We start from the raw sequence: 26012 nt of genomic DNA, 5'->3' as shown, positions 1-26012 counted from the left end.
TTGAATGAAATGTTGCAGAATATTTAATCTTCCAGCCTGCTGATGCTCTGGATGCCGTCCAGGCCCTTGAGGCGCTCCACCAGTTCGTCCAGTTCATCCTTATCGTGCACAAACACCTTGATGAGCCCTTCAAACAGCCCTTCCTTCGATTCGATCGTGAGCCCGGCGATATTGATCCTCAGCTCGCCGGAGATGATATTGGTGATCTTGTGGATCACGCCCACATCGTCCATCCCCACGATCTTAAGGCCGGTGAGGAAAGAGATCTCGCGGTTCTTCACCCATTTGGTCTTCACCACGCGGTGGCCATAGTGGGCCAGCAGCTGCGCGGCATTGGGGCAGTTGGTGCGGTGTATCTTGAGGCCTTCGCTGGCGGTAATGAAGCCGAACACGTCGTCGCCGGGGATGGGGCGGCAGCAGTTGGCCAGCTTGTAGGCGATCTTGTCTGAGCTTTCGCCGAAAATGATCAGTTCCGCGTCCTTTTTGGAAGGCTGCTTGTGATGCGGCTCTTCCGTAACGGGTTCGGGCGCTTTCACCGGCTTGGGCGGCTCCAGCTTGTCTCCCAGCACATGGAACTGCTTCAGTTCCTTCAGGTCAATATTTTTCACGGCCACCTGGTAGTACAGGTCCAGCGGACTGGGCTGCTTGTAGAACTGCACCAGTTCGTTGATGTTGTGCTGGCTGGCAGACGCTTTTATATGTTCCAGCTTGCGCTCCAGCTGCTCCTTGCCGTCCATGGCCACTTTGCGCTTTTCTTCCTTCAGCGCGTCCTTGATCTTGCTTTTGGCTTTGGCCGTGAGCACGATGTTCAGCCAGTCTTCGGAAGGTTTTTGTTTGTTGGAGGTGATGATCTCCACCTGGTCGCCGCTGCGCAGCTTGTGGCTGAGGGGCACCAGCTTGTAGTTCACCTTCGCGCCGATGCATTTGTTGCCCACGGCGCTGTGGATGGAATAGGCGAAATCCAGCGCGGTGGAGCCCACCGGCAATATCTTGAGGTCCCCTTTGGGGGTGTACACGTAAATCTCTTCGGTGAAAAGGTTGCTCTTGAAATCGGCCAGGAAGTCCAGGGTATTGGAATCCGGGCTGTTCAGTATCTCCCTGATCTGGCTAAACCACTGTTCGAACTTGGATTCCTGCACGGTGGAATTCCCTTCCTTATAGCGCCAGTGGGCGGCCACGCCTTTTTCGGCGTAGTCGTTCATACGTTTGGAGCGGATCTGCACTTCCACCCATTTCCCGTTCGGGCCCATTACGGTCACGTGCAGGGCCTCGTAGCCGTTGCTTTTGGGATTGCTCAGCCAGTCGCGGGTGCGCTCGGGGCTGGGGTGGTAAAAGTCCGTGATGATGGAATACACCTTCCAGCAGTCCGCCTTTTCCTTTTCCTGGGCTGAATCCAGGATGATGCGGATGGCGAAGAGGTCGTACACCTCCTCGAACTGCACGCCTTTGGTCTTGATCTTGTTCCAGATGGAGTGGATGGACTTGGGGCGGCCGTATATCTCGAACTGGAAGCCTTCCTCCTGGAGCACTTCCTTGATCGGTTTGATGAATTCGTTGATGTAACGGGTGCGCTCGCGCTTGGTTTCTTTCAGGCGGCGGGCTATTTCCCGGTATTTGTCCTGCTCGGTATACTTCATCGCGAGGTCTTCCAGCTCGCTTTTGATCGTATAAAGCCCGAGGCGATGAGCCAGCGGGGCGTAGATGAACACGGTCTCGGAGGATATTTTGAGCTGTTTTTCGCGGCTCATGCTGTCCAGCGTGCGCATGTTATGCAGCCTGTCCGCCAGCTTGATGAGGATCACGCGGGGGTCGTCTGCCAGGGTGAGGAGGATCTTTTTGAAGTTTTCCGCCTGCATGGTGCTGGTGTTGGAGTCGATCACGGTGGAGATCTTGGTGAGGCCGTCCACGATATGGGCGATCTCGGAGCCGAATTCCCGTTCCACGTCTTCGAGGGTCACTTCGGTATCTTCCACGGTATCGTGCAGCAGGGCGCAGATGGCGGAGCGCACGCCCAGGCCTATTTCTTCCACGGTGATCTGGGCAACGGCCAGGGGATGGAGAATATAGGGTTCGCCGGATTTGCGGCGCATATCGCGGTGGGCTTCGGCAGCCATTTCGAAGGCGGTACGTACCAGCTCACGGTCACCTTTTTTCAAACGGGGTTTGAGCGCCCGCAACAGGGCGCGGTAGTGGCGGACGATCTCTTTTTTTTCCTGCTCTTCGTCGAGGTTATATTTTTGAACGGTCACAGTTTCCATGCAATATCAAAAATACAAAAAGAGGACCAGTAATGGAATACTGCCGTTGTGGCGGCTTTTTGGCCGGCGGAGGGGTAAAATGGCGGGATTTTGAGGGAAGGAACGACTGGCCGGGGGAGTGTTTGCGGATTGGGCGCTTTGCCCCGGCGCAGTACGGTGGGCTATTCCTGGGAAATAAAGGCTGAAAGCCGGGTTCAATTTTTATAATTACAAAAAAACGATACCTTTGCAGACCTTAAAAATGCGGATGTGGTGAAATTGGTAGACACGCCAGACTTAGGATCTGGTGCCGCGAGGCATGAAGGTTCGAGTCCTTTCATCCGCACGAAAACGGGAATACTCTGGCGAGTGTTCCCGTTTTGTATTTTAAACAGGTTAACCAGTTTAAGGGATAAATTTTCGTGAGGGTACCAGCTTCCGGTTCCTCGGGTGTCTTCGTTGCGTCGCAATTCGTTCATCCCCTTCTAAGAGTGCAGCAACCTTTTTACTATAAGTGTTGATCCTAAGCAACTAGTTCCCAAGGCCCAAGGCGCTATTTACAATAATTTACAAAGTTTACATTTAAAATTTACAACCCTGATTCTTCAGGCTGAATGGATCAAAGTAGTTTCGCTGTATCAAACTATCAGGATAAATCAATGTTACTTAAAACTACAAAAACCATGAAAAAAGTTATTTATGCGCTGATCCTGCCGCTGGTTGTCGTAAGCGGACTGGTATTCGCCAATCGCGAAATCAAAAATGACACTTCCAAAAAATCAACCCCCAAACCACTCTCTGGCGCTGAAATGAAAACCGAAAGGGAAATATGGGAGGCTACCCCCGAGGGTATAAAGTTCAAAAAATGGGAAGCGTCTCCCGAAGGCCAAAAAGTGCTTGCCGGTGCCGTTAAAATAAGGATGCACATTAGGAATTATACCAATATGGAGGCAGTTGTTACCTCTCTTTCTCTCCCGCCAGGCTCAAGATTAGGTTTCGGAGTAATGGCCAGGATCAATGGTGAAGATTATATCCTCAGGTTTGACGATGAGCCTCAGCAGCTGCGCAGCCTGAAGGTTAACGACAAAATAATTGTAAAAAGCCATGGCGTAACGTACGCGCCCAAGTATGCATATCCAATAATATCGGGCGAATATGCAGAACGGGATGGTAAAATAATTTATAAGCATGCCCCCCGCAAAGGTTGCTAAGGTTTAAATGAAATACATTCACTTATATAGTTTGTTCCTTTATCAGCCGGCCGCTCCATCTGTTCCGGCGATAAAAGTAAAGGCCGGGAATATCCCGGCCTTTACACAGTATTAATTTGACCAGAACGGGTTCTGGACAAGATTGGGGTTTTTATCGATCTCAGACTGGGGAACAGGGAACCAGTAATTCTTTTTGTTGAATCGGCGCCTCTGGTAAACGGTCCGCTTGAAAAATGCCTGCGGATCGTTTTCATCGTCGCTGAGTTTGCTGCCGTTGTAGTTCATCCCGTAAAAGTTCCCGTCCAGGGTTGCTTCGCCGATCTTCCAGCGGCGGATGTCATTCCAGCGCACCCCTTCGTTATTCAATTCCACCCTGCGCTCTCTCCTGATCGCTTCGCGGATCTGGCTTTGCCCGGCCAGCGGTATCTGTCCTGCACCAGGCCCGTAGCCAGGAATGCCGGCCCTTTCCCTCACGAGGTTGAGATAAGTAAAGACCTCCGGGCTGCCGGGATCTGTTTCATTGAGCGCTTCCGCGTAGTTGAGATAGGCCTCGGCAAGACGGTAGAGTATCCCCGGGCGATAAGGGTCAACGCCGGTTCTTGGATCGTGGTCAGGATGCACTTTTTTTCTCAGCAGGTAGCCATTCTGCGGCGCATCGTGCGTGGGCCCTCCGTCCCACTCCTGCTGCATAAACCGGGTGGTGCGGCCTTCGCGGCGGAACCATGCGCGGTTGTAAAGCACGGAAACATAGAACCGCGCTTCGCGGTTGCAGTACATATTATAGGTGCCTTCAAGCGTTACCTGTCCTTCTTTACCTGCCTGGTTGCCCTGCGATTCTGGCCATTTTGTATTGCGTTTTTCCGGCTGGGCCGAGAATCCTTTTTCCACGTAACCGGAGGCCGGATCGGTGATGGGGCGGCCATTTTTCATAAAAAATGCGTCCACCAGCGATTGGGTAACGCCCATCCCCCCGTTTCCGCCTGTGCCCCGCGGCTGGGCATGTTTTCCATACTCCCATGTCGGGCTGTCGGGCCGCGCAAAGAGGATCTCTTTGTTTGCGTTCCCTTTGGTGAACATCATGTTCTGGTAAGACATGAACGGATCGATGGAGCCGTCGCTGTTATACTCATAGTACAGCTTATGCCCTGCTGAATGCGCTGCATCGATCAGTTCCTTGCAGGCATTTTTGGCGCGCACCCACTTCTGCGGATCATAGGTGCTGTTATACAATTGTTCTTGCTTGTTGTTCTGAAAACCTGCATAATCAGGGTTGCCGTTCACCAGCGGACTGGCCGCGAAAAGCAGCATCCTCGCCCGCACCGCCAGGCACATGATGGATGTGGCGCGCCCATATTTGCTGGGGATGTCGTACGAAGCCGGCAGTTTGCCGGAGAGGCTCTTCAGTTCATTATCTATCCAGTCTATCATCCTGTCAAAGGGAATCTGGCCCTGCATCAGCTCCTCGTCCGGTGCGTCAGACGGCACGATCTTGTCGTTGAACGGAACCACGCCATAGGTCTCGGTCAGCAGCCAGTAGTAGTAGGCGATCAGGAAGCGCGCCTCGTTCCTCATCAGCTCCACATCTTCTTCGGTCACTTTTTGCGCGATGTTCGCTTTCACGTTAGCTATGAAAATATATGCGGAGCGGATACGCTGCGGCAGTACGGTCCAGTAGTCCGGGCCCCAGGAGGAAGTGGGGTTCCAGTTGCCGGTTTGTTTCGATATTACAGTCCAGCCAAACTGCTCCCAGCCGGTGGAAGGCGCCATATCATCAGACAAGGGGTCGTACCCGATTTCCCTGGTAAAGCCCCAGTAAGGATCGGGGACGCTGGTGTAGATGCCGGCCAGCCAGTCTTCCGTCCTCGTTTTATCGTTGAACACCATTTCAAGTGTCAGCAGGTCTTCCGGGGATTTATCCAGGAATTTTTCGCAGGAATTGAAAAGAAGCAGCAAAGGCAGTATGAATAAGTAACGTATATTTTTCATGACGAAGGATCTTTGGTTGAAACTTAGAAATTTGCATTCAGCCCGATGGACAACGATTTCATGATCGGGTACCTGAAACCGTTGGACGTACCCAGCTCGGGATCCCACAGGTCGAAAGAGGAAAGCACGAACAGGTTGTTGCCGCGCACAAACAGGCGGGCATTATCCATTTTTACTTTCCCGATGTGATAGGTGCGGAAATTATATCCCAGCTCCAGGTTCCTGAGCCGGATCATGCTCATGTCCCTCAGCCACCAGGTGGATGCCTGCGTGTTGTTGGCATGCACATAGCTGGAAAGCCGCGGCCAGAATACATCCTGACGCGGATTTTCCTTGGTCCAGCGGTCATCTACGTTGGCGTAGATATTACCCAGCGACCCGCCGCCGGAGCCGGGGATAAAATAGGTGGTGCCATCGCCGATCACACGGTGCGTTCTTCCGTTGCCCTGGAATAAAAGCCCCAGGTCGAACTGGCGGTACCGGGCGTTTAATCCAAACCCGTAAACGATCTGCGGATCCACCGTGCCGCCGATGGCCGTGCGGTCGAAATCGTTGACGACGCCATCGCCGTTAAGATCTTTGTATTTGATATCGCCCGGGCGCACGATGCCGTAAGTGTGGGCGGGCACCGATTTGTTCAGCACGCCGTTGTCCACATCCTCGAAATCCGCTTCCGTAAACAATCCCTCTGCCACCAGGCCGAATATTTGCCCTACAGGCTTGCCTGTTGATGAACGGTTGGTGCCTTTCACCGTAGCGGGTTCATCCTGTTCCAGTATCTCATTGACGGCATAGGTGAGATTGCCCCTTACCGCCAGGAAAAAGTCTGAATTAAATTGCCTGCTGAAGTCGAGAGACATGTCCACTCCTTTATTGTTCACCTTCCCGAAGTTGGCCCAGGGCGTCTGGATAAAGCCTGCGGAACCGGGAACCGTTTTGCGCTGCATGAAGATGTCGCGGCGCAGCTCGTCAAAAATGTCCACACGCAGTTCGATGCTGTTGAACAAGCCCAGTTCGATGCCTACATTGGATTTGGTGACTGTTTCCCAGGTCAGGCCGTCAACACCGTAATCTCCCTCCCGTACGCCGGCCCGGTGATAATCATTGTCAATTCCCCAGCGGTAGCCGCCGGTGCTGCCAATGGTGGTGATATAGGCGAAGCGGCGGCCGTCTATCTTGTCGTTGCCGACCAGGCCATAGGAACCTCTTACCTTTAATTTCGTTACCGTATTGCGGAAGCGCTCCATGAACGGTTCTTCGCTGATGATCCAGCCGACGGCCACTGAAGGGAAGAAACCAAAGCGGCGGCCTTCGGCAAAGTTTTCCGAACCGTTGTAACCGAAGTTGAACTCCGCGATATACCGGCGGTCGAAAGAATAAGAGAACCGGCCTGCAATGCCCTGGTTCCTGAAAGGAAGCCGGTCGCCGTTGTCATAACTCCGCTGGTTGTAGAGGAACAGTGCATCGACGTAATGCGGGCCGAAATTGCGGGTATAATTCAGGGAACCTTCCAGGTACACGCTTTTTTCTCCCCACTCGGACCCTGTGGAATAGTTCAGGAATTGTTGCCCGTATTTGTAGATGACAAGATCCAGCGAACCATCAGGACGCCTGCCTACGGCGGGATTATAATAATCCGGCGTTTTACTGCGGTTAACGCTGTTGGCGGAGTAGCGGTCGAAAGAGAACTTGACATTCGCTTTCAGTCCTTCCGTAAGCGCATCCAGGCTTTGCTCAATGGCAAAAAGGGATTCCAGTTTGCTGGCGCTCAGCCGCTCGTAACCGGATTGGGTGGCAAGCGCCCATGGGTTCGACCGCTCGGGCGTAACGGGTATTTCACCCGAGGAATAACGGGTGGGATGCACATAGGGCGGCGTCTCAAAAGCCAGGCTAAACAATGCGTCGATAGACTGGGGCGGCCTGTTTTGATCCTGCAAATACCCGCCGAGATTGACTCTCATCAGGGTCGAGGGAGTAAGTTTCAGGTCGATGTTGGTGCGCATGTTGTACCGCTGCAATTTCATGGACGAGTTCCAGCTTTGCATCTCATCCCTTCCGATAATGCCCTTTTCTCCATAATAGGAGCCTACAAAAGCATAGCGCAGCAGGTCGCTGCCGCCGGTTACGGTCAGGTTGACCCTACTGTTGGACGCGCGGTCTTCAGTAATGGCGTCCAGCCAGTTGACGTCGGGGTAAAGGTCCGGGTCCACCTTATTGCGGATATTGTCTATCCGCTCCTGGGTAAAGGGCACCTGCGTACCTGATTCGCGGGCAACGCTGTTCAATGTTTCCAGGTAATCAGCGGCGCCCAGGAAGTCCGGCAATTTCCCCGGCTGGGTGAACCCTTGCTCCAGGCGTATATTGATCGAAGGCTTACCAACATGTCCTCTTTTTGTATTAATGATGATAACGCCATTCGCGCCGCGAACCCCATACACCGCGCTGGCCGCGGCATCTTTCAGGATGGAGAAAGATTCTATCTCCGCCGGGTCGATATTGTTAAGCGACCGCTCAACGCCATCTATCAGCACGAGCGGGCTGCGGGCGCCCGCAAACGTGGAAATACCCCGGATCCAGAAACTCGAATTATCATACCCGGGCTCACCGCTGCGCTGGGTAGCGATCACGCCGGAGAGCTGGCCGGCCAGGTTATTGCTGAGCGAACGGCTGGTGTTCATCTGCAATTGTGAGGGCTGAATGGTGGTAATGGCCCCAACGACTGAATAACGTTTTTGCGTGCCAAATCCCACCACCACTGTTTCATCCAGTTGTTTCGACGCATCCTGCAGCACAACGTTGATAATGCTTCTGCGTTCTACAGGGATCTCGCTTTCGCCATATCCCATCATTCTAAATACCAGTACGCCGCCGGCGTCTGCCGTGATCTCATACGTGCCGTTCCCGCCGGTGACCTGGCCATTGTCCGTACCTTTTTCCTGCACCAGCGCACCTGGCAGCGGCGTTCCCCTTCCGTCTTTCACCAGGCCCCTGATCCTGATCTTTTCATTGCCATTACCCGGCCTGGCCTCCGCCCTGGTCAGCATCACATTGCCGGCGCTTACCTGGGCAACCAGCCGCATGCTGTCCAGCACGCTTTTTACCGTAGCATTGCTGAATACCTGGCGTACCCTTATGTTGTTCCCGTTGATTTGCTTCGGATCGTATACGAACTGGATGCCTGTTTTCCGCTGGATCTCATCCAGCACTTCTACCGGCGTTCGCCCGCCGCCATCGAGGGAAACCCGTGTTTCACCCAGCCGCTGTGCCTGGCAGGACAGCGTTGGGGCAGCCGCCAGCAAGCTGGCGGCAAAAAATACCATTAAAGGCCCAAATGCACACCGGTGCAAAAAATCCCTGATTGATCTTTCTTTCATATTTGACGTGGAGTTTAAATTTTGGTATTCTAAGTATTGCTTACTCTAAATGCGTGCAGGCCTTACCCGTTGGCATAGCAAAGCCAGGGATGCTTGCGCAACCTGTTATTTCTCAATTCCAGTATTTTCAAGTTAAAGCGGCAATTTGCCGATTACGATCAGACCGTCTTCGTATGCATATTCCAGGTGATGAAGTGCGCATATCATTTTCAGGATATTATCTATGCCCTGTTCTTTCTTAAAGTTGCCGGTTATTTGCAGCTCCCCGTCCACACCCGGTTTAAGCCGCACCTGTTTATCATAGGTCCTGGAAAGTGTTTCAGCCACCTCATTCAAGGTATTGCCCCTGAAAGCCACGATCCCTTTCAGCCACGCGGCCGCATTTTCGTCATTGATCAGTAAAAAGTGCCTGCGGTTCTTGTCATAAGCAAGCTGCTGCCCCGCAGCGAGTATACCGAAGCGTTGGCTTGCCCTGCTTACCGCTACTTTGCCGGCAGAAACCGCCACCTTTGTTTCCGCATGGCTGCTGTATGCACTGATATTAAATGAAGTGCCGAGCACCTCTACCAGCACACTGTCTTCCGACATCACGCTGAACGGCGCTTTTTCGTTCTTCGACACAGCAAAAAAAGCTTCGCCATTCAGCAATACTTTTCTTTCCGCTGATCCGAAAGATCCCGGCACCTCCAGCGAACTGCCGGCATTCAGTGTCACCTCCGACCCATCCGGAAGCCGGATATGACGGGTTTCGCCTTTCCCCGCGGTATATCTCAATCCGGAAGCCGGGTTAGCTTTGAAATAGCGGTATCCTGCGATGGTGGCGAAAACCAGGACCAATACGGCGGCGGCTATACGGATCCTGCGCCAACGGCCGCCGATAGCAATCACCCGTGTCTTCACCGGGGCTGACAACTGCTTTTCCAGCGCTTCCAGGGAATGCCTGTCCATCTCATCAATGATATTTCCCACCTCGTCAAACAATTCATCCGCATCCGCCTCACCGGCCGATTCATACCATTGAGCCAACATGTCCCGTTCTTCCTTCGTGGAATTTCCTTTTCGAATTTTATCGAGAATGGAATATAACCTGGCTTTGTTCATTTGGAAACGATATAATTACCTAATACGTTTTACAGGCAGCTTCCCCCCTCTCTTCAAAAAAAAAAATTGAGCAGCCAGGGGAAACAAACGGCATATTCAGATGCCGGACAATGCTGTGCAGAACAGGAGGCAGACCGGCAGCTGGTAACCGGCCTTTTCGGAGAGATAATTCCTGAGATATTGCAACGCCCTTGCCATATGTCTTTCAACGGCCTTGGGAGTAATATTTAATATAGCCGCTATTTCAGGGTAAGTAAGTTGTTCATAGCGGCTCATCCTGAAGATCTTTTGCTTTTCCGGGGATAGCCTGTTTACGGCTTCTTCCAGCAGGTTCCGCAGTTCGCTGTCCAAAACGCGGTCCATCGCCCCGTTTTCCGATAACTCTACCGGCTGCAGTTTTCTTTCATGCCTATTTCTTACCGCCACTTTCCTGAAATGGTCCTGGAGAAGATTTTTAGCTATCCGGCGCGTATAGCTTTTAAGGGAGTTCCCGGGGTCCAGGGAGCCGCGGGACTCCCATACCCTGGCGAAAGTTTCCTGTGCCAGGTCTTGCGCTATTTCCCTGGATTTGGTGAAAAAAAGAAGCAAAACAAAGATGCGCTCGAAATACCCGGTGTAAAAGACATCAAACGCATTTCTGTCTCCATTTTTGATGGAAATCAGATCCCCGGTATCTGCTTGGAACTTGTTCATGTGTTATGTGGTACGGGTACCAGGTGTTGACATTTCCTGGTTAACACTAAGTTAGGCAGAATAAATGTACAAAAAAACATTCCGCTTCAATAGGTTGCCGGGGGATGAAATTCAGCCAATCGGTTTTCTTTTCCCAAACAGGTAACGATATTTTCCGTCGAATGCATAGCCAAGCTCGTCGATGACCCTAAAGTGGAATTGCCCGGTATCCTTTGTTTTAATGACTTTAAATACCTTGTCGATGGTATCCACGTAGTAGGCTTGATTTTTGTCTTTTGCATAATACGTATGGTCGCATTCCCTGTAGTATTCCCCGGAAAAACATTCCTCCAGGAAATGAAAACTGCCGGCATCTGCACCCTCCACGATCTTATCCCGGAAGTAAACATGTTGCTTGTCTCTGGCTACATTACCTGCGTTTTCAGCCTGCAAAACTTCGAAAGACCGGATATCGGCTTCGTGCATGGCATGGAGATAGTTGAAGTAAACCATGCCGGCCGCGACCTGGTAGTACCTGGACAGGACCTGGTATTCGTCAAAACGAAGAGGCAATTTTTGATCAAAAAGGTAATCGTTCCCCTTAGAGGTACTCTTGCCGCTTTCAAAATCAACGATCCTGAAATCGAGGGGATCAGCATCTGGAAGCACTGCAAACGCATTCATATAGCTTTCGATATAGACCCTTTTTTTATCCCGGAAATAATGAAAAGTGGAACCGTTGCTTTCAATGATCCCGAAACTGGCGAAGTCGATAACCGGGTAAAATTTCCGGTACACCTCCCTGTCGAAGTGGAGTATGAATTTGTTGTCGATAATATAGAAGCCGTGATCTAATGCTTTTCTACTCATATCCCAATAATTACACTGCCAGCAATTTCGCTTTCTGCGCTGCAAATTCAGCTTCCGTCAACACGCCTGCATCCAGCAGCTCCTTCAGGTCCAGCAGGGCTTTCTTGACATCGGGAATAGCCGGTTGTTGCGGTTTCACGGTTGCGCCAAGCAACAGGGAAGCAATTTCATTCAGGCCCTTGATGTTAGCGTAATCAATCGCTTTTTGCTCTTTCGCATTTACGACCGAAACATCCGCGCTTTGTTCCAGCAGGTATTTTACCACATCCTTTTTGCCGGCGGAGGCGGCATAGTGTAAAGCGGTATTACCGGATTCGTCCTGGATGTTGACGTTTCCTCCCCTTTCCAGCAGCAGCTTCACCATGCTCAGGTGCCCGTTTTTGGCAGCCACGTGCAACAGGCTTTCGCCGCCGTAACTATAGCTGTGATGAAAGCTGAAACTTGCTTCCATGGAAAGATTATTCGTAGTCTCTACCCAGCTGAGATAACTATTCATACTATCTGTGCTGCCGGATACAGGCTGACTGAAATCCACGTTCACACCATTATCCAGGAACAGGGCCACGATCTCTTTCTGGTTTTTAGCACAGGCATACCAGATGGGAGACAGGCCTTCCCTGGAGGTGATCAGTACATCGGCGCCCTGTTGCACCAGCAGGTTGGTAAGTGCGCGGTTGGCATCATAGCAGGCGATTAGCAGGGCGGATTCGCCGGCGTGGTTTACATGGTTGATGTTGGCGCCGTTCTCCAGCAGGAAGGAGACCATTGGCTGATTCTTCGTGCGCGCCGCTATCAGCAGCGGCGTGTCGCCGGCTTTGTTTGCAGCGTTCACGTTGGCGCCCTGGCGGACAAGCAGCTCCGCCACCTCTTTAAAACGGGCGGCGACAGCGATCATCAGGGGTGTTTCGGCTTCATTATTTTCCAGGTTCACATCCATGCCCTGTTCCAGCAGTTTGGCAACAACTTCGGTCTGCCCGGTGCGGGCGGTCAGGTGCAGCAGGCTATTGCCCTGGTAATCGTTTATATTGGTGCGCGCGTCTTTCTCCAGGAGATAAATGGCGGTTTGTTTTTGCTTCTGCAGACAGGCAAAATAAAGGGGTGTTTCACCGTTATGATCTTCATAATCGATATCCGAACCGGCTTCTATCAAAAGTTTCACAAGATCGAGATAGCCGCGGTGGGCGGCGTAGTGGATGGCAGTACGGCCCTTTTCGTCGGTGTAAGCTACCTCCACTTCCTTATTGGCGAGCAGGATCTCAGCGATTTTCCGTTTGCCGCTTTCGCAGGCAATAATAAAAGACATCGACATGGTTTAGACTTTATGTTTGAGCAATAGTTCAACTGTTTTGGCTTTCAGGTTGTCCTGCACGGCCAGCATCAGGGGAGTCTGGTCCTGGTCGTTTGTGGCATTCGGGTCCGCGCCGGCCGCGATGAGAAGTTTTACCTTTTGATACAATTGCCGGGCAGCTTCCTGGTCGTAATTCACATTGCAGGCACATACATGATGCATCAGGGTATTGCCTTCATCGTCGCGGCGGTGCACGTCGGCGGCGCCGGCAGAGAGTACAGCGTTCAGCAGGCCGGACGGTTTTTCGCAGATCCAGTCGAGCGCGGATTTATCCGCGCCATAATGGGGAGAGGTCTGGTACGGATCTGCGCCATCGTTCAGCAGAGCGGTCAGGAGTTCTGCTTCGCGGTCATTCCCGCTATGACGCATGCGCACAGCGCCGAGCAGCAGGGTTTCACCGTCTTTCGTGGCCCGCTCAAAGTCTGGTGGCGCAAAAGCAGTGAGAGATCTGTAAGTAGCTGCGTCGCACACCTGGTGCACGACGGCGCAGTAGAGCGGCGTTTCGCCTTTTGCATCCGGCTGGTTCAGGTCTGCGCCTTTCTCCAGTAACAACCGGATGTAAGGTTTCTTATTTTTGCTGATCGCCAGGTGCAGGGGTGTTTCGCCCACAACGTTCCCTTCGTTCACGTCAATGCCTTCGTCCAGCAGGCAGGCAATATATTGCAGACCCCTTTCTTCTTTGATATTAAATTCCTGTACCACTTTATAGAGATGGTTGGCTTCGGCATTGTTCTTACGGTGCAGGTCGCAGCCGGCTTCTGCCAAAATGCGGATGGCGGCTACGGGCGCCTGCATGGAAAAGGCAATATCCAGGAGGGTTTTGTCCTGCACGGCGTCGCCAACATTATCCAGTTTGGAAACAAAATCCCGCAGGAACTGCAGGCGGTCGTCTTCTTCATTTACCCACCGCAGCAGCACTTCGAATACGCCGTCTTCCAGTTTGCCATATTCGTAGATATCGGTTTCGATGAATCCGTTATCGACCAGGTTCAGCAGCAACGGGTAGGCCTTGGCCCGCAGAAGGTTCTCGAATAGCTGGCGGATTTCGTAGCCGGGCAGGCTACCGGGTAACTTCTCACCCTGGCCGGCAAGGGTGGTGGCTAACTCCAGGTCAAGTGTCTTTAATGCATTCAATAAGGCGGTCATCGTTTACTGGGTTTACTGGGTTATACATTGGGGCTAAGATAGGATATTTGCTAATACCATGCCAATGTTGCGTTTGAGTGCGGCGTTTGCACGCCGGACCTTCCCGGCGACCCTCTCCCGGGAGTTCCCTGCTTGCGGCAGAACCAAAGAAAACAGGTATTTATACCTATGCCCGGAATAGGCCGATGCACTAACTTTCCATCCGGCTTACGAGTGAGATGAACCCCAATAGCCATAACAGCAGCAACACGTAACCCCGATACACTATTACTATTTATTTTATCAATGTTTTAAAACCCCAAAATTATGTCTATCAGATTGCAAGGCATGTGGCTGGTGAAAGTCAGATCCAGGAATGCCAGTTATCCGCAGCAATTCCGCATCGACGGCGCCCTTACCGGCAACGGTATATACAACGGCGTCACGTCCACACCCGAAGTGTTCGTCAATGGCGACAGCTGGTCCATTACCATCCTCAACAATCCCGGCGCAGGATTCGTGCCATCGGAAATGCAGATCAAGTTCCCTGTTTCTTCAGGCGGCTTCTACAGTTTCGATATTGAGTCCAACGACGCCGGTGGCGACGAGGATTTCGATGACCTGGTGATCACCTGCCGGACGCCCATCACGCCAGACGATTACCTCATTTACGGCAACGTCGGTTATTACAGCGGGCATTGCTTCAACCCCTGCTTCCAGCGCTACATCGTGGTAGACACGTTGCATTCGCTGCAGGAAGCCATGAAGAACGCCGCCCTGCGCGCGCTCATATCCGACTACTACCCTTCCCAGGTGGCCGGGCTGCAACAGCGCGCCAACGCCGTCGCCCTGAACCCGCAACCGCTTCCTCCCGGGCAGGAACCGGATTTCACGCCGCTGGTGATACCCCTGGCCGGCACGCAACCCATACCACCCAAACAACGGCTGCTCGTACGCAGCACCGCCAGCTCGCTCGATCTTCAGCAGGGAGATAAAAAATCTGCGAAGGATAAAACAGAAAGTTTCTCCTACCGCCAGCTGACTTCCGCTGAAGCGCTTCCTGAAACATCTGCTTCCCTTTTCCGCACATCACTGTCTGACAGTGTGCGGCAGGAAGCCATTTCAGTGGCCGGGCGCTTTAAATTACTTTGCGAAACCGGGCCTCTTCCCAATGCCGTTCTCCGCGTCCAGGAATATGACCGCAGCGCGGCAGAACTCGCCGGAGCCCCTTACAGCGGCCTGGGAGAGCGGGAGCTGCAAGGCACCACCATCTGCGACCGCAACGGCAATTATATTTTCCGTGTCCGCATGACCGGCGCCAAAGTGAGCGACGAGATACTGAACGATACCGCAGCCGGAGAAAGCGCCGGGGAACAGACCGCGCCTGATGTATTGCTCCAGCTCATGTGCCCCGGAATCGCAGTACCTGCATTCGAAACTGCCCCGCACTGGAACATCGGGCATTTGTACCGGATCAACATCTGTGTGCCGAAATCAAAATCCTGCCTGATCCCGCTCGCCTGCGACGGTGTGCACATCATCCAGGGCGTGGGCAACATAGCGCTGGCAGAGCCTTCTGCTTCAGGCGCGCGCATCGGGGGAGGCAACTACCTCGGCTCCGACGGGCTTATCACCGCCTTCGGAAGCGGCGCTCCCGCAGCCCGCTGCGCAGCCTGGTACGGCACTTTGCAATTGCGCGGCTGCCTGAAGAACCCCGCCGTCAAATTCTACCGCCTCTCCTACCGCGCTATTGGCGGCAGTCTTATCTTCACGCCATTCACGCAACCGTTCTCCCTCCCATTCGATAACGGCGTGACGCTGATCGAGAAACAGGTATTCAGTTCCACTGCCAATGCCTACATCAACGTCGAAACCGCCAGCGATCCCACCGGCGTTTGGCTCCACGCATTCCGGAATATCAAAGCGCGGATCAATACCGCCGCTTTCACCAATGGCCCGTACCTGTTCCGCATCGAAGGCTTCGACGCTTCGCTGAATCCTGTGGCCGGTACCATTGAAACGGTTCCGCTTTACTTCGATAATGCTTCCGTTCAGGCCCGCCTGGACCCCGAGATCAATATGGAAGGCGTGGGCACCCTGGGCGAATGCGCTCTTTTCACACTGCCGGTTTCCGGTGGGGCTACCGTGGAAAATCCCGGCATTACCGTCCGCTACCGCGCAGTGCACAACTTCGGCGGCAGCACAGGTTTTATGAACAGCTACGGCCTCAGCATGATGAAAGGCTCCGGCGGATTCAGCTTTACGCCAACGGTGGCTCCTGCCATCTTCACTTTCCCGCCGTTCCTGGACGCGACGGTGAACAGCGGCCGGAACTATGTACACGGCGACCACCTCAGCTGTATCCGGTATTTCCGCGGAACGGTGAACGAAACGGGCGCAGACAGCGAAGGATACGTGACCGCCACGCTTCGACCTGCATCAGGCGGCTGGTTGCTGCCGGATCAGCAGTTCTGCGCCTTCGGCGTTTCATTGGGGTACCAGCTGCGGCTGACAAACGGTGAAAGCCTGTATCCTTCCATTACCGCGGGCACAGTGCTGATCGGCATCCAGCGCCCGTAAACAAAACGAGCAACGATGGATTATCAATGGTTCATACCGGGCGCGCTGGCCGTTTGGCGTATCACGCACCTGCTGGCAAAAGAGGATGGGCCCTTCAACTGGATATTCGCCCTGCGAAAAAAAGCGGGCGACAGTATGTGGGGACGGCTCCTGGATTGCCCCGCCTGCCTGAGCGTTTGGATCAGCGCGCCCTTCGCCGTATGGCTGGGTCACAGCTGGGAAGCATGCTTCCTGCTGTGGCCGGCCTTCTCGGCAACAGCTATTTTACTGGAAAGGTGGATGGACGGCCCCCCGGCGCCTCCCGCCCAATATTGGGAAGAGCCGCCGGAACCGCCCGCCACTCATCATGAACCTTAAAACTAATTCTATGGGATGCTGTGGAAAAAACCGTTCCGCCTGGACGGCTCAACACAATTATAATAGCCAGGCATACGCAGATAATAATAATTCCCCTATTCCATCTGCGGTCACTTTTCAATACAACGGCGCAGCTTCGCTCACCGTGGCAGGTGCTGTTACCGGCCGCCGCTACCGGTTCGAAGGATATAGCGCGCAGGTGGAAGTAGATATCCGCGACGCTGCTGCCATGCGGGGCGTGCCTCACCTGGTGCGGGTATTTTAATTACCCGCCCAGCTTATCACTCAAAACATCTACCAACGCTCTTCCTTTATCAACATCTGCTGTGATCTTCCCTTCCTCAAAATCCCGCTCTGCGGCAAAGCGTTCCAGGTGCTGCTCCAATGCTTTCCACATTGCTTTTACAGCCTGGTCTTTTGATGCAGCGGCCTTTGCTTTTAAGATGCGCACCTTCTCGAAATCGACGATGCCTTCCCGCAGTTTTTCGAAACGCACGGAACTATGGCCTCCCGGGTACACAAGGAAACAATCGCCCGCGGGCCATGAGCCAAAACGGGCGTCTCTGGCGGGATCTTCCGTCCATGCATCGTAGGCCCATCTCAGGAACCCATCGTATCCCGCAGCGGCGGCATACCAGCTGATCCACCGCCCTTCCGAGGGAGGCGAGAAAACAAAATTGTTGGGTTTGGCGGGGTTGCAGCAAACATAAAACGTGGAGGAAGCACCTCGTGCAACGCGCTGTTTCAACTCAGCAGCGCCGGGCTCGTTGCCGTACAGGTAGGAATAATCGTCCAGCAGCGAATCCAGCTCCTTGTGCCAGTTTCCCGCATAGGTGATGCGCCATTTGGCCTGGTGTTCTTTTATTACTTTGATGGCGGCCAGCGTCTGTTTCATTTCGTTCTCGTTGATGCCGAGGTATGTTTTTCCAAACCATCCTTTTTGCTGTAAATGCTTTTGCAGGTCATCGAGGAAAATATGCCAGTGTGTTTTATATGCCGCAGTCTCCGGCGGCCAATACGCATACTGGTAATTGCCGGTAGCCTCGTCCATAAAACGGAAGCGGTTGGCCCAGGGTATAGCGGTGTACACGGTGATGGCTTTATCAATGCCCAGCGCCATACACATGTCTACATATTCATCGAAAATGCGGTAGTCAAATTTCCAGCTGCCGTTCTTTTGTTTTACCCATTCTATCATTCCTCCTTCTATCATGTACGAATTATCGGACCATGGAGAATGCACGCCGTAAGTCGTGATATATTTTCCGCCGGCATCCGCATATAATTGCAGGTGCTTTTTCAACAGCGTTTTATGTTCTGCGGACCAGGGCTGCAACTGGTTATGCCAGGCCACCACCCAGGGGTTCTGCCACAGGTCGAGCCGGTACGCCCACTCCTTCGGCGGCGGTAATAACTGCGGCTGCACCCTGATATTGATCTGCAAATCTGTGCTGTATTTATCCGTGTTGACCTTCACCGTTCCCGAATAGGTGCCGGGCGCAGTTTGGGCCGGAATGTCGAGCGACAGCCATACCGGTCTTACCGTTCCGCCGGGAACATCGAAACGCTCAAACGGCTCGAACCGGTCAGGCATCAGGTAACCGTTCTTATACGGCGTTACGCCGCACACGGCGTCTTTCGCGCCATACGGGTAGTTGGAAAGTACATACCGTTGCATGTTCAAACTGATGTGCTCCCGGCTGACCGTACCACCGGCGCCGGTAAGATCGCTTAGCGTAAAGCGCACCTGGTTCAGCGTATCCGGCGACCATACCAATACCTGCACATTCAATCTCCCCGCCTTCCAGCCGGTGGCGCTCCAGGTTGTCAGCGGCTTTTGCACCGGTACTTCCGTCCGGAAATACAGCTTGTCTGTAGCCGCGAAAGAAACATGCAGACCACGGCCCTGGGCGGCCCAGGCCTGTGCATCGGTTGTTCTATCGAAGGTATATTCCGGCTGGTAGTGGGCGTTTAAAGCCGGCAAATGGCTGAGATCAACTTCTCCTTTGTATTGCGAAAAAGCCGGTATTGCAAAACAGCCGGCCAGGATAAGGATCAATGAATTTTTTCTCATGCTTTAATTTGTTACATGTACAATGAGCTGAATCGTTCTATTCTGATCTTATCACCTTTGTCCTGGCTGATACGCCGTTCTCATTGACCGCCTCAATACAAAAATAATATGCGCGGTCCTTGTCCATTCCTTTGAAATAATAATCGTTGTTATTATGCACCATGATGCAGTTATACAGCTTATCAGGCGAGGTGCCGGTATAAATGTTATAGGCATACGCATTATCCGCCGGCGACCACTTGATCCATGCGCTCCGTTTATCTTTTTCTGTGCGCAGCACCTGCAACTCTTTCACGGTATCCGGCACTGCGCCATTACCATTGCCGAATACCCTCAGGCCGCTAAGGGCAAACTTTCCACCGGGCATATGGATGTTCTCCATTCTGATATACCGCGCCTGCACCGGCTTTGCCAGCTCGATGTAATCGTGCGGCACGTCTTTCCGTTGTTTGCTTTTATCGGCCAGCACCTTCCAATGTTTTCCATCTTCCGAGAACCGGAGAATATATTGATGATAAATATCCGTTTGCTTGCCTAAAAAAGGAGCATCCTGGTCGGCGTAATTTACCTGCACCGCGTTTACCCGGCTCACCTTGCCAAGGTCTGTCTGGATCCATTCACCTTTGTTGCCGGTGGCCGCGCTCCAGTAGGTTTTTATGCTCTCATCCACGGCGTTGTTGGGCAAATACCCGCCGTATACTGATGATACGGTAACGGGCTTGTTGTAGTTGAGCAACATCCAGCCGGTGAACCCGGCGTTATCAAAAGCAGCGGTATCTGCGCCGCGGGAAATGTAATGCGGGTAATCGCCGAACGATGTGTTGCAGAACATCACATCATCTTTGTCGAAGCCGGCCGGCCAGTAGCCGATACGGCGCTCGAAGCTGTTCTTCACGGAGATCACCATACTGGACACATGCCACCAAAAACCTTTATTGTCCTGGAAAGTAGCGCCATGGCCCGCGCCGCGGGCATATCCTCCCGGCTTATAAGAAAACGGATCGGGCTGCGGCGTAAAAGGCCCCAGCGGATGGTCTCCCACCACCACACCATCTGCATAACCGCTGAATTCCGTTCCGGGCGCGGCATATTGCAGGTAATATTTCCCACGGTATTTTGTCATCCAGGCGCCTTCCATGAAAGGATCCAGGAATGTATTATCAAGGTTTTCGCCGAACCGCTGCCAGCCATAACGGTCCGGTTCCAGTAAATACATTTCTTTCCGCGCGCCTTTGGGCTGCAGCGTTCTCCTGTCCATTTCCACGCCGTATAAAGGATAGCGGTTGCTGCTGCCGTTGTACATGTACAAACGGCCATCATCATCCGCAAAAAAAGCAGGGTCCCAACCGCCTATCTCCAGCGAATCGACCGCTTCTTTCCATTGATTCCCTTTAGGGTCTGTGCTCATCCAGATCGGAAAATCACTGGTATAGGTAGAGCCGAAAACCAGCAGGGTGTCACCCATTACCCAAACGGCGGGAGCGCACAGCTCGTCGTATACATGGTGATATGGCTTCAGGAACTTCCGCGCTACAAAATGCCAGTTCAGCAGATCGGGGCTCCACCAGTATCCCCATTGATTGGTGGAAAACAAGTAATAATCGCCTTTATAATTTACTATTACCGGATCGGCTGTGGTGCGGTGTTTCCCCCAGGTGGTAAAGTTTGGAATGGGACAGTAACCGTAATCAATATTTACCGGGTTGCAATACGTGGTCTGCGTCTTCGCATCCAGGCTAAACAACATGACCATCAATGCGTATATCCATCTTTTCATCATAACTATAGCGTGGAAAATCAGGTGAAAGTAGTGAGCAGCTTCCCCAGGCAAAGTAAGGAAAAAAACAATGCGCCGGGAGGAGATTGGATTAACTGAAAAGGCTCCCGCTACAGGAGCCTTTTACTTTTCACCAGGTTTGCAACAATACAGGGATATAGCCTGCCGCAAAATTCTACAGGAAGATCAGCGGGTTATTGCCCCGGTTCTCTCCCCGGCAATGATATACTTTATGATCCAGGTTATCGGGATGCTGCCGGTTCATAACGAGGTCTGTATTGAAGTAGCGCATGGTGTAGCCGGTCCGCCGTTTATCGCTGGTATTGGCGTTGGCGCCGTGGATGATGCGGGAATCGTGCAGGGAATAATGATCCTGCCGCAGCTCGAACCATACCACCTTGCTTTCATCTACAGCTGATTTTTTTATCTCGATATTAAAAATACTGTGATCGGTATCCATCTTTTCATACTCGGAAAACCCGTTGTGGTGCGAGCCGGGGATCACGCCCATGCAGCCGTTCTCTTTTGTAGATTCGTCTATCGCCAGCCAGAGGGTAACGATGCTGTCAAACCGGTCGAAGCGGCCGTTCCAATAGGCGCTGTCTTCATGCCAGGGTGTTTTTTTGCCTGTCCTGGGCTCTTTGCAGATGAAGTGGCTGCTCCACAAGCCTATATTGGGACCTATCAATCCCTCTACAATGTCCAGTATCTCGGGCGCCATTAAAAATTCGAACAGGCGCGCGTCTTTCATATGCGGCACATCCAGCTCATCCGGTTTCAGGTTGCCCCGGTTTTCCAGGTGCTCTTCAAAGATGGCAAACAACCTGTCGAATTTTTCTTTGCTGAATAACGGCCTGCCGGTGAGCAGATATCCATTGTCTTTGTAATAGGAAATTTCTTCCAGGGAGAGCTTTGTTCTTTCTGCTGTTCTCATACCTGATTTTTTCTGTAAAGCTAGCAAGCACGGGCATTGGAATGTGGCTTATCTTTTATTCCCGGACGCCAGTTTTTTACGCTAAAGCGACTTACACGATCGTCTGGCTGCTCTTCCTGTAGGCGGAAGGCGTTTGCTGGTATACCTGTTTGAAGGTTTTGTAGAAATGCCCGAGGTTGGTAAACCCGCAATCGTTGCAGATGGTTTTGATGGGCGTGTTGGTGATGGAAAGCTGTTTGGAGGCGAAATTCATGCGCAGCTCCGTTACCAGGTCGGTCAGGGTTTTATGCAGGGTGCGCTGCACCGTTCTGTTCACATGGTCTATATTCCGCTCCGCCAGGTCCGCAAAACCACGCACGCCCTGCTTGAACAGCGACGGCGTAGAAAAGCCCCTGATGGCGTGGTTCAGCCAGGCCGGTATTTTCTGGTCGGCGGAAAGGTTATCGTTATCCAGCAATAAACGGAAAATGAACAGCAGTAAATGATCGAGGTAAAAGCTGGATTTGCGGTTCTGCAGCACCTCTTCGGCCCTTTGGGAGATGCGGCGGACGGACGAAACCGGCAGCAGTGTTTGATAAGGAACAATATCGCGGGTCCAGAAAAAAGATTCAACGCCCGTAAAGTAGCGGTCTCTCAGGTGTTGCAGGGTTTCCAGCTGGAAGGCGAGGTTCATGAGCGTCACGCCTCCTCTTGCGGCGGTAAAAGTATGCTGGTCCTCCGGCCGGATCATGACCAGGTTGCCGGGCTCCAGTGTAATTTTACAGCCATTCACCAAATGGGTGCCGCTTCCGCTTTCCACCCAGAAGATCTCTGCAAAATCATGCCGGTGCAGCGACAGGTCGTGGCGGGAGTGAATGGTGACCCTCGCCAGGTGAAAAGCTTCATCGCCCCTGATAAAATTCTTCAGCAGGAATTTCTTGACGCTCATGCTTAGAATATCTTTACGGTTGCAGGTTTCCCCTGGTATTTAATTTTACCATCCAGGATGACCTTACAATAAGAAGCAGAAAACTCCACATCTACCACATGCTCCCGGTGAACAAAACCTTTTATCTCCACTTTGTCTTTTATCGCAGACCGCGGATGTATCCACAAACTGCCGTCCAGCCGGGGCTCCAGGCCTGCCATGCCGTACAGGACAGCCGCCGCGCCCATTAAGCCGGCCACCACATTGGATCTTTTGAACGAAGGAGAACCGGGTCGGTCGCAATAATGTTCCTGCGGGAAATAAGGCAGCTGCGTGCCCATCCAGAACTGCCGCTGCAATACATCCCATGCTTTACCGGGAAGGTTCTCGTGGTAAAGGTCCAATGCCAGCTGGGGAAGATCCCCTGAATATGCTCCTCCCCCGCCCCAGTCGGTATCTGTCACTTCGTAATGAATGGAATCCGCTTTGGATACGCTGCTAACCCCGTAAGGAAAAAGGAATTTGCCTTCCTCCAGTTGTTCCAGCATTCTTTTTTTCATCTCCGGGGTGCATACGCCCGTACTAAGCATATCGAACACCTGGATGGAATACACAGTTTCCTTGTGTCCGCCCGGGTATTTGCAGCAGAACCATCCTGCTGTTTCATCCCAGAGCGCATTCCTGATATCGGCGGCGATGACCTCCGCTTTTTTCCGCCATTGCTGAATGGCTGTTTTATCATAACCGATCTTTTCTCCCATGTCTGCCAACCGCCTCAAACACCATACCCTTTCTGCATTCGGGCTCGGAACCATATGCTCCCAGCCCATGCCGCGCATCTCCAGCAAATTATGCTGGCCTCCGTAATCGATCACGCCGTTTTCCATGGGTCTTTTTTCATCGCTCAGCACCAGGTTCTTCACCTGTTCGAACAGGTCGGGATAAACGCTGTCCTGGCAGGCCATGGCATACACGAGCGAGGTAAAGGCGGCTGTACTGTAGGCGTATCTTACGCCCAGCCCTGTGCCGTCCTGCGCGAAAGCATAATATTTCTCCAGGTCGATGGCGGTCATGGTACGCGCGATGTCCAGCAATTTATCGCCCATCATCATGGAAACCAGGCCCGGCGCATACCCGGCCACATCCCAGAGATAAGTGTTCATGCCGCCGCCATCCAGCCCGCTGGTAACGATCGTGGGCTGCAATTTGAAATCCGGTTTTTCCCAGATGCACACCAGCCCTGAAGCGATGGATCTTTTGTAATAACTCTCCAGTGCCGCGTTGTTTGTTTTCAACACGGGGATATTCTTCAGCGCCCATCCCATGCGTTTTTCCCATATCGCCGCGGTTTCTTTTTCCCAGGCGGCCAAACCTCCGGAAGCTGATACTGCGCCTGCATCTTTGGCAAATACTACGGCAATATAACCGGTACGGCTTTGCTGCGGGGGAATGTTCATCCCCTGCCCTTCCTGCAATACATTTACTTTCAGCGTATCGCTGTTCTGCATATCGGCCGGCGGCATAAAGCCCCAGTCTTTCATCGGGTACACTGCGGGTTTCCCGGGAGTGACCAATGGGAACATCGCGAGGTTCAAAGCAACGGTTGCCCTGTTCTTTACTTCGTAACGAATTAAAAATCCCGGCTTGTCTGCAAGGGGAATGAGGTGTGAATTGATCTCGAAGGAGATCAGTCCGTCCTCGTGCATCCTGTGATAGGTGCCCCTGCGCGTGATCCTGTCCGGCTGCCATTGTCCGCCGGTATAAAGGATATTCCTCACTTTGCTGCCCCATACGAAATGGTCCCTGATAGTATCGCCATTCGCGATGAACCGCGCTTCCAGCTTAAACCCGCGGCCTGAAACAGGCGGCGCCATTACATCTCCTACACCCAGCACTGAATTCAGAACAGGGTTTACGCTGGTATAACCGCTACCCACCCATAGCTGGCCCGGAGAAATGACCAGCCGGTTCAGGTCCGCCGAAAAATCCTCCAGCCGCCATTTCGGCTGGGCCATGAGCCGTGAGCAAAAGCATGTGACCAGGAATAGGAGCAGACTGGCTCCTGCAAAGCGTATTCTCATCTTCGAATTTATCTTTTTATCTGCTTAATTATACCAATAAATTATTTGACATCGCCGTAAAAATAGCGCCTGATCTTAAGCAGGAAAGTGCCTTCTTTTATCTTAAAATAACTGTTTAATACGCTAAAACGACTTCACCACCGCGCGAGCCCGCGGATGTGCTACTTTAGAACAGCAAGGCAACGCTTGTGGATATGCATTTGACCACCTAAAAATGAAACGTTATGAAACTCACTATCCTGAAACTGTTTGCGGCCGCGCAGCTTATGCTCAATGCAGGCTGTGCCAAGCAGGAAAACAAACAGGCAGACCCGCTTGTAGCCAATCCCCGCGGAAACATGCTGATGGGCGCCAATCCTGCGCTGAACCCCAGGACCGATGCGCTGCTCAGGCTCATTCAAAACCTCAAGAACCAGCCGGGCAAACGGATACTGGCCGGGCAAAACAGTAATATCTCCCACAAAACACAGTACAAGCTGGGAGACGACCAGATCATCCATCCATTTGCCCAGGCCACCGGCAAATACCCGGCTATCGTGGGCTCTGATTTTAATGATGTCGATAACTGGAATCATCATTCGCCTTTCCTGAAAGACCTGGACAAACAGCATGGATGCGTGATCGAGATATGCGGCGGACTGAAGAACCCCGGCGTTTCCAGCGGCAGCGATCTCAGTGCGCTGCTGCCCGGCGGGTCGCTGAGGGCGCAGTGGGTGACCAATATGGACTCCATGGCCGCCAAGCTGGCGTACTTCCAGACGAACGGCGTAAGCATATTATACCGGCCGTTCCATGAAATGAACGGCAGCTGGTGCTGGTATTACACGACGAACTATGCGAACTTCAGGGCCCTGTGGGCAGACCTCTTCAACTATTTCACCAGCGTCAAGAAACTAAACAATCTCATTTGGATATACGCGCCCAACAATAACGTGGTGGGCGACGGCGCCTATACCAATTATTACCCCGGCACCAATTACGTGGATATCGTGGGGGCGGACGTGTATGCCGATAACATGGTCATCAACGACTACAGCGTGATCAGGACCCTGGCCAAGCCTATTTTCCTGACGGAATTCGGCACCGGCCACGGCGTGCGGGGCAACAGCGATCCCAACCTGAACGGCACTTTTGATTACAACCTGCTGGCGGAAAAGATCAGGACCACCTATCCCAACGTAGTGGGCTGGCTGTGCTGGCACGACTGGAATACCACGCAGCTGGGATGGATCTATAAATCCATGTACAAGAACAATTACAGCAACCTCGTCAATCACAGCTGGGTGGCATGGGCCAGCGATGTTAATTATTAAATGTTTTCAAAATTCCCACAAGCGTTGCAAAGCCCGTCATTACGCAATGACGGGCTTTGCAACAA

The 26012-nt window shown here is 52.7% G+C and carries 18 protein-coding genes and 1 tRNA gene; 6 read left to right on the top strand and 13 right to left on the bottom strand.

From position 1 onward, the window contains the following. Positions 1-23: 23 nt before the first annotated feature. On the bottom strand, positions 24-2258 hold the full coding sequence (locus tag R3I13_RS08655; protein WP_346317528.1) for a bifunctional (p)ppGpp synthetase/guanosine-3',5'-bis(diphosphate) 3'-pyrophosphohydrolase: 2235 nt from the start codon (positions 2256-2258) through the stop codon (positions 24-26). Positions 2259-2501: 243 nt separating this feature from the next. On the opposite strand from R3I13_RS08655, the gene R3I13_RS08650 reads away from it, so the two are divergent. Together R3I13_RS08650 and R3I13_RS08645 are read left to right on the top strand one after the other, a co-directional pair. Then, positions 2502-2583, top strand: a tRNA-Leu gene (locus R3I13_RS08650). 337 nt (positions 2584-2920) lie between these two features. Further along, positions 2921-3448: a hypothetical protein gene (locus R3I13_RS08645; RefSeq protein WP_346317527.1), complete on the top strand. Its 528-nt coding sequence runs from the start codon at positions 2921-2923 to the stop codon at positions 3446-3448. Between the two features lie 111 nt (positions 3449-3559). On the opposite strand, the gene R3I13_RS08640 is transcribed toward R3I13_RS08645, so the two are convergent. The 7 genes from R3I13_RS08640 to R3I13_RS08610 all read right to left on the bottom strand — a co-directional run bounded on the left by R3I13_RS08640 (position 3560) and on the right by R3I13_RS08610 (position 13945). Beyond that, the gene (locus tag R3I13_RS08640; RefSeq protein WP_346317526.1) at positions 3560-5434 is read right to left on the bottom strand and encodes a RagB/SusD family nutrient uptake outer membrane protein; all 1875 of its coding nucleotides are present in this window, start codon (positions 5432-5434) and stop codon (positions 3560-3562) included. A 23-nt stretch (positions 5435-5457) separates the two neighbouring features. Then, entirely contained in the window at positions 5458-8808 is a 3351-nt protein-coding gene (locus tag R3I13_RS08635; RefSeq protein WP_346317525.1) for a TonB-dependent receptor, read from the bottom strand. A 132-nt stretch (positions 8809-8940) separates the two neighbouring features. Continuing rightward, positions 8941-9909 carry a FecR domain-containing protein gene (locus R3I13_RS08630; RefSeq protein WP_346317524.1) on the bottom strand — a complete coding sequence of 323 codons (969 nt, stop codon included), beginning with the start codon at positions 9907-9909 and terminating at the stop codon, positions 8941-8943. A gap of 96 nt (positions 9910-10005) precedes the next feature. Next, a complete protein-coding gene (locus R3I13_RS08625; RefSeq protein ID WP_346317523.1) occupies positions 10006-10602 on the bottom strand; it encodes an RNA polymerase sigma-70 factor in 597 nt (198 codons plus the stop codon). 111 nt (positions 10603-10713) lie between these two features. Further along, positions 10714-11451 (bottom strand): DKNYY domain-containing protein, encoded by a 738-nt coding sequence (locus R3I13_RS08620; protein ID WP_346317522.1) that lies wholly within the window; start codon positions 11449-11451, stop codon positions 10714-10716. Between the two features lie 10 nt (positions 11452-11461). Continuing rightward, a complete protein-coding gene (locus tag R3I13_RS08615; RefSeq protein WP_346317521.1) occupies positions 11462-12754 on the bottom strand; it encodes an ankyrin repeat domain-containing protein in 1293 nt (430 codons plus the stop codon). A 9-nt stretch (positions 12755-12763) separates the two neighbouring features. Continuing rightward, complete coding sequence (locus tag R3I13_RS08610) at positions 12764-13945, bottom strand: ankyrin repeat domain-containing protein (RefSeq protein ID WP_346317520.1); 1182 nt, start codon at positions 13943-13945, stop codon at positions 12764-12766. A 306-nt stretch (positions 13946-14251) separates the two neighbouring features. On the opposite strand from R3I13_RS08610, the gene R3I13_RS08605 reads away from it, so the two are divergent. Genes R3I13_RS08605 through R3I13_RS08595 form a run of 3 tightly spaced genes read left to right on the top strand, consistent with a single transcriptional unit; the run spans position 14252 to position 17126 of the window. After that, the gene (locus R3I13_RS08605) at positions 14252-16504 is read left to right on the top strand and encodes a hypothetical protein (protein ID WP_346317519.1); all 2253 of its coding nucleotides are present in this window, start codon (positions 14252-14254) and stop codon (positions 16502-16504) included. A gap of 15 nt (positions 16505-16519) precedes the next feature. Next, on the top strand, positions 16520-16861 hold the full coding sequence (locus R3I13_RS08600) for a hypothetical protein (protein WP_346317518.1): 342 nt from the start codon (positions 16520-16522) through the stop codon (positions 16859-16861). A gap of 10 nt (positions 16862-16871) precedes the next feature. Continuing rightward, positions 16872-17126, top strand: coding sequence for a hypothetical protein (locus R3I13_RS08595; protein ID WP_346317517.1), 255 nt, complete (start codon positions 16872-16874; stop codon positions 17124-17126). Here the strand turns inward: R3I13_RS08595 and R3I13_RS08590 are convergent, their stop codons facing one another. The 5 genes from R3I13_RS08590 to R3I13_RS08570 form a co-directional block, all read right to left on the bottom strand. After that, positions 17127-18935, bottom strand: a complete 1809-nt coding sequence (locus tag R3I13_RS08590) for a glycoside hydrolase domain-containing protein (RefSeq protein WP_346317516.1) — start codon at positions 18933-18935, stop codon at positions 17127-17129. It lies immediately after the preceding gene. 37 nt (positions 18936-18972) lie between these two features. Beyond that, positions 18973-20715 (bottom strand): family 43 glycosylhydrolase, encoded by a 1743-nt coding sequence (locus R3I13_RS08585; protein ID WP_346317515.1) that lies wholly within the window; start codon positions 20713-20715, stop codon positions 18973-18975. Between the two features lie 172 nt (positions 20716-20887). Continuing rightward, complete coding sequence (locus R3I13_RS08580; protein WP_346317514.1) at positions 20888-21646, bottom strand: phytanoyl-CoA dioxygenase family protein; 759 nt, start codon at positions 21644-21646, stop codon at positions 20888-20890. 91 nt (positions 21647-21737) lie between these two features. After that, positions 21738-22574: an AraC family transcriptional regulator gene (locus R3I13_RS08575; protein WP_346317513.1), complete on the bottom strand. Its 837-nt coding sequence runs from the start codon at positions 22572-22574 to the stop codon at positions 21738-21740. A gap of 2 nt (positions 22575-22576) precedes the next feature. Beyond that, positions 22577-24634, bottom strand: coding sequence for a hypothetical protein (locus R3I13_RS08570; RefSeq protein ID WP_346317512.1), 2058 nt, complete (start codon positions 24632-24634; stop codon positions 22577-22579). Between the two features lie 224 nt (positions 24635-24858). Here R3I13_RS08570 and R3I13_RS08565 point away from each other — a divergent pair, with 224 nt between their 5' ends. After that, positions 24859-25947, top strand: a complete 1089-nt coding sequence (locus tag R3I13_RS08565; RefSeq protein WP_346317511.1) for a glycosyl hydrolase — start codon at positions 24859-24861, stop codon at positions 25945-25947. Positions 25948-26012: the final 65 nt, after the last annotated feature.

Source organism: Chitinophaga sp. YIM B06452, from assembly GCF_039655965.1.
Taxonomy (GTDB): domain Bacteria; phylum Bacteroidota; class Bacteroidia; order Chitinophagales; family Chitinophagaceae; genus Chitinophaga.
The sequence above is the reverse complement of the archived record's forward strand: the minus strand, read 5'-3'. Positions and strand labels throughout refer to the sequence as shown.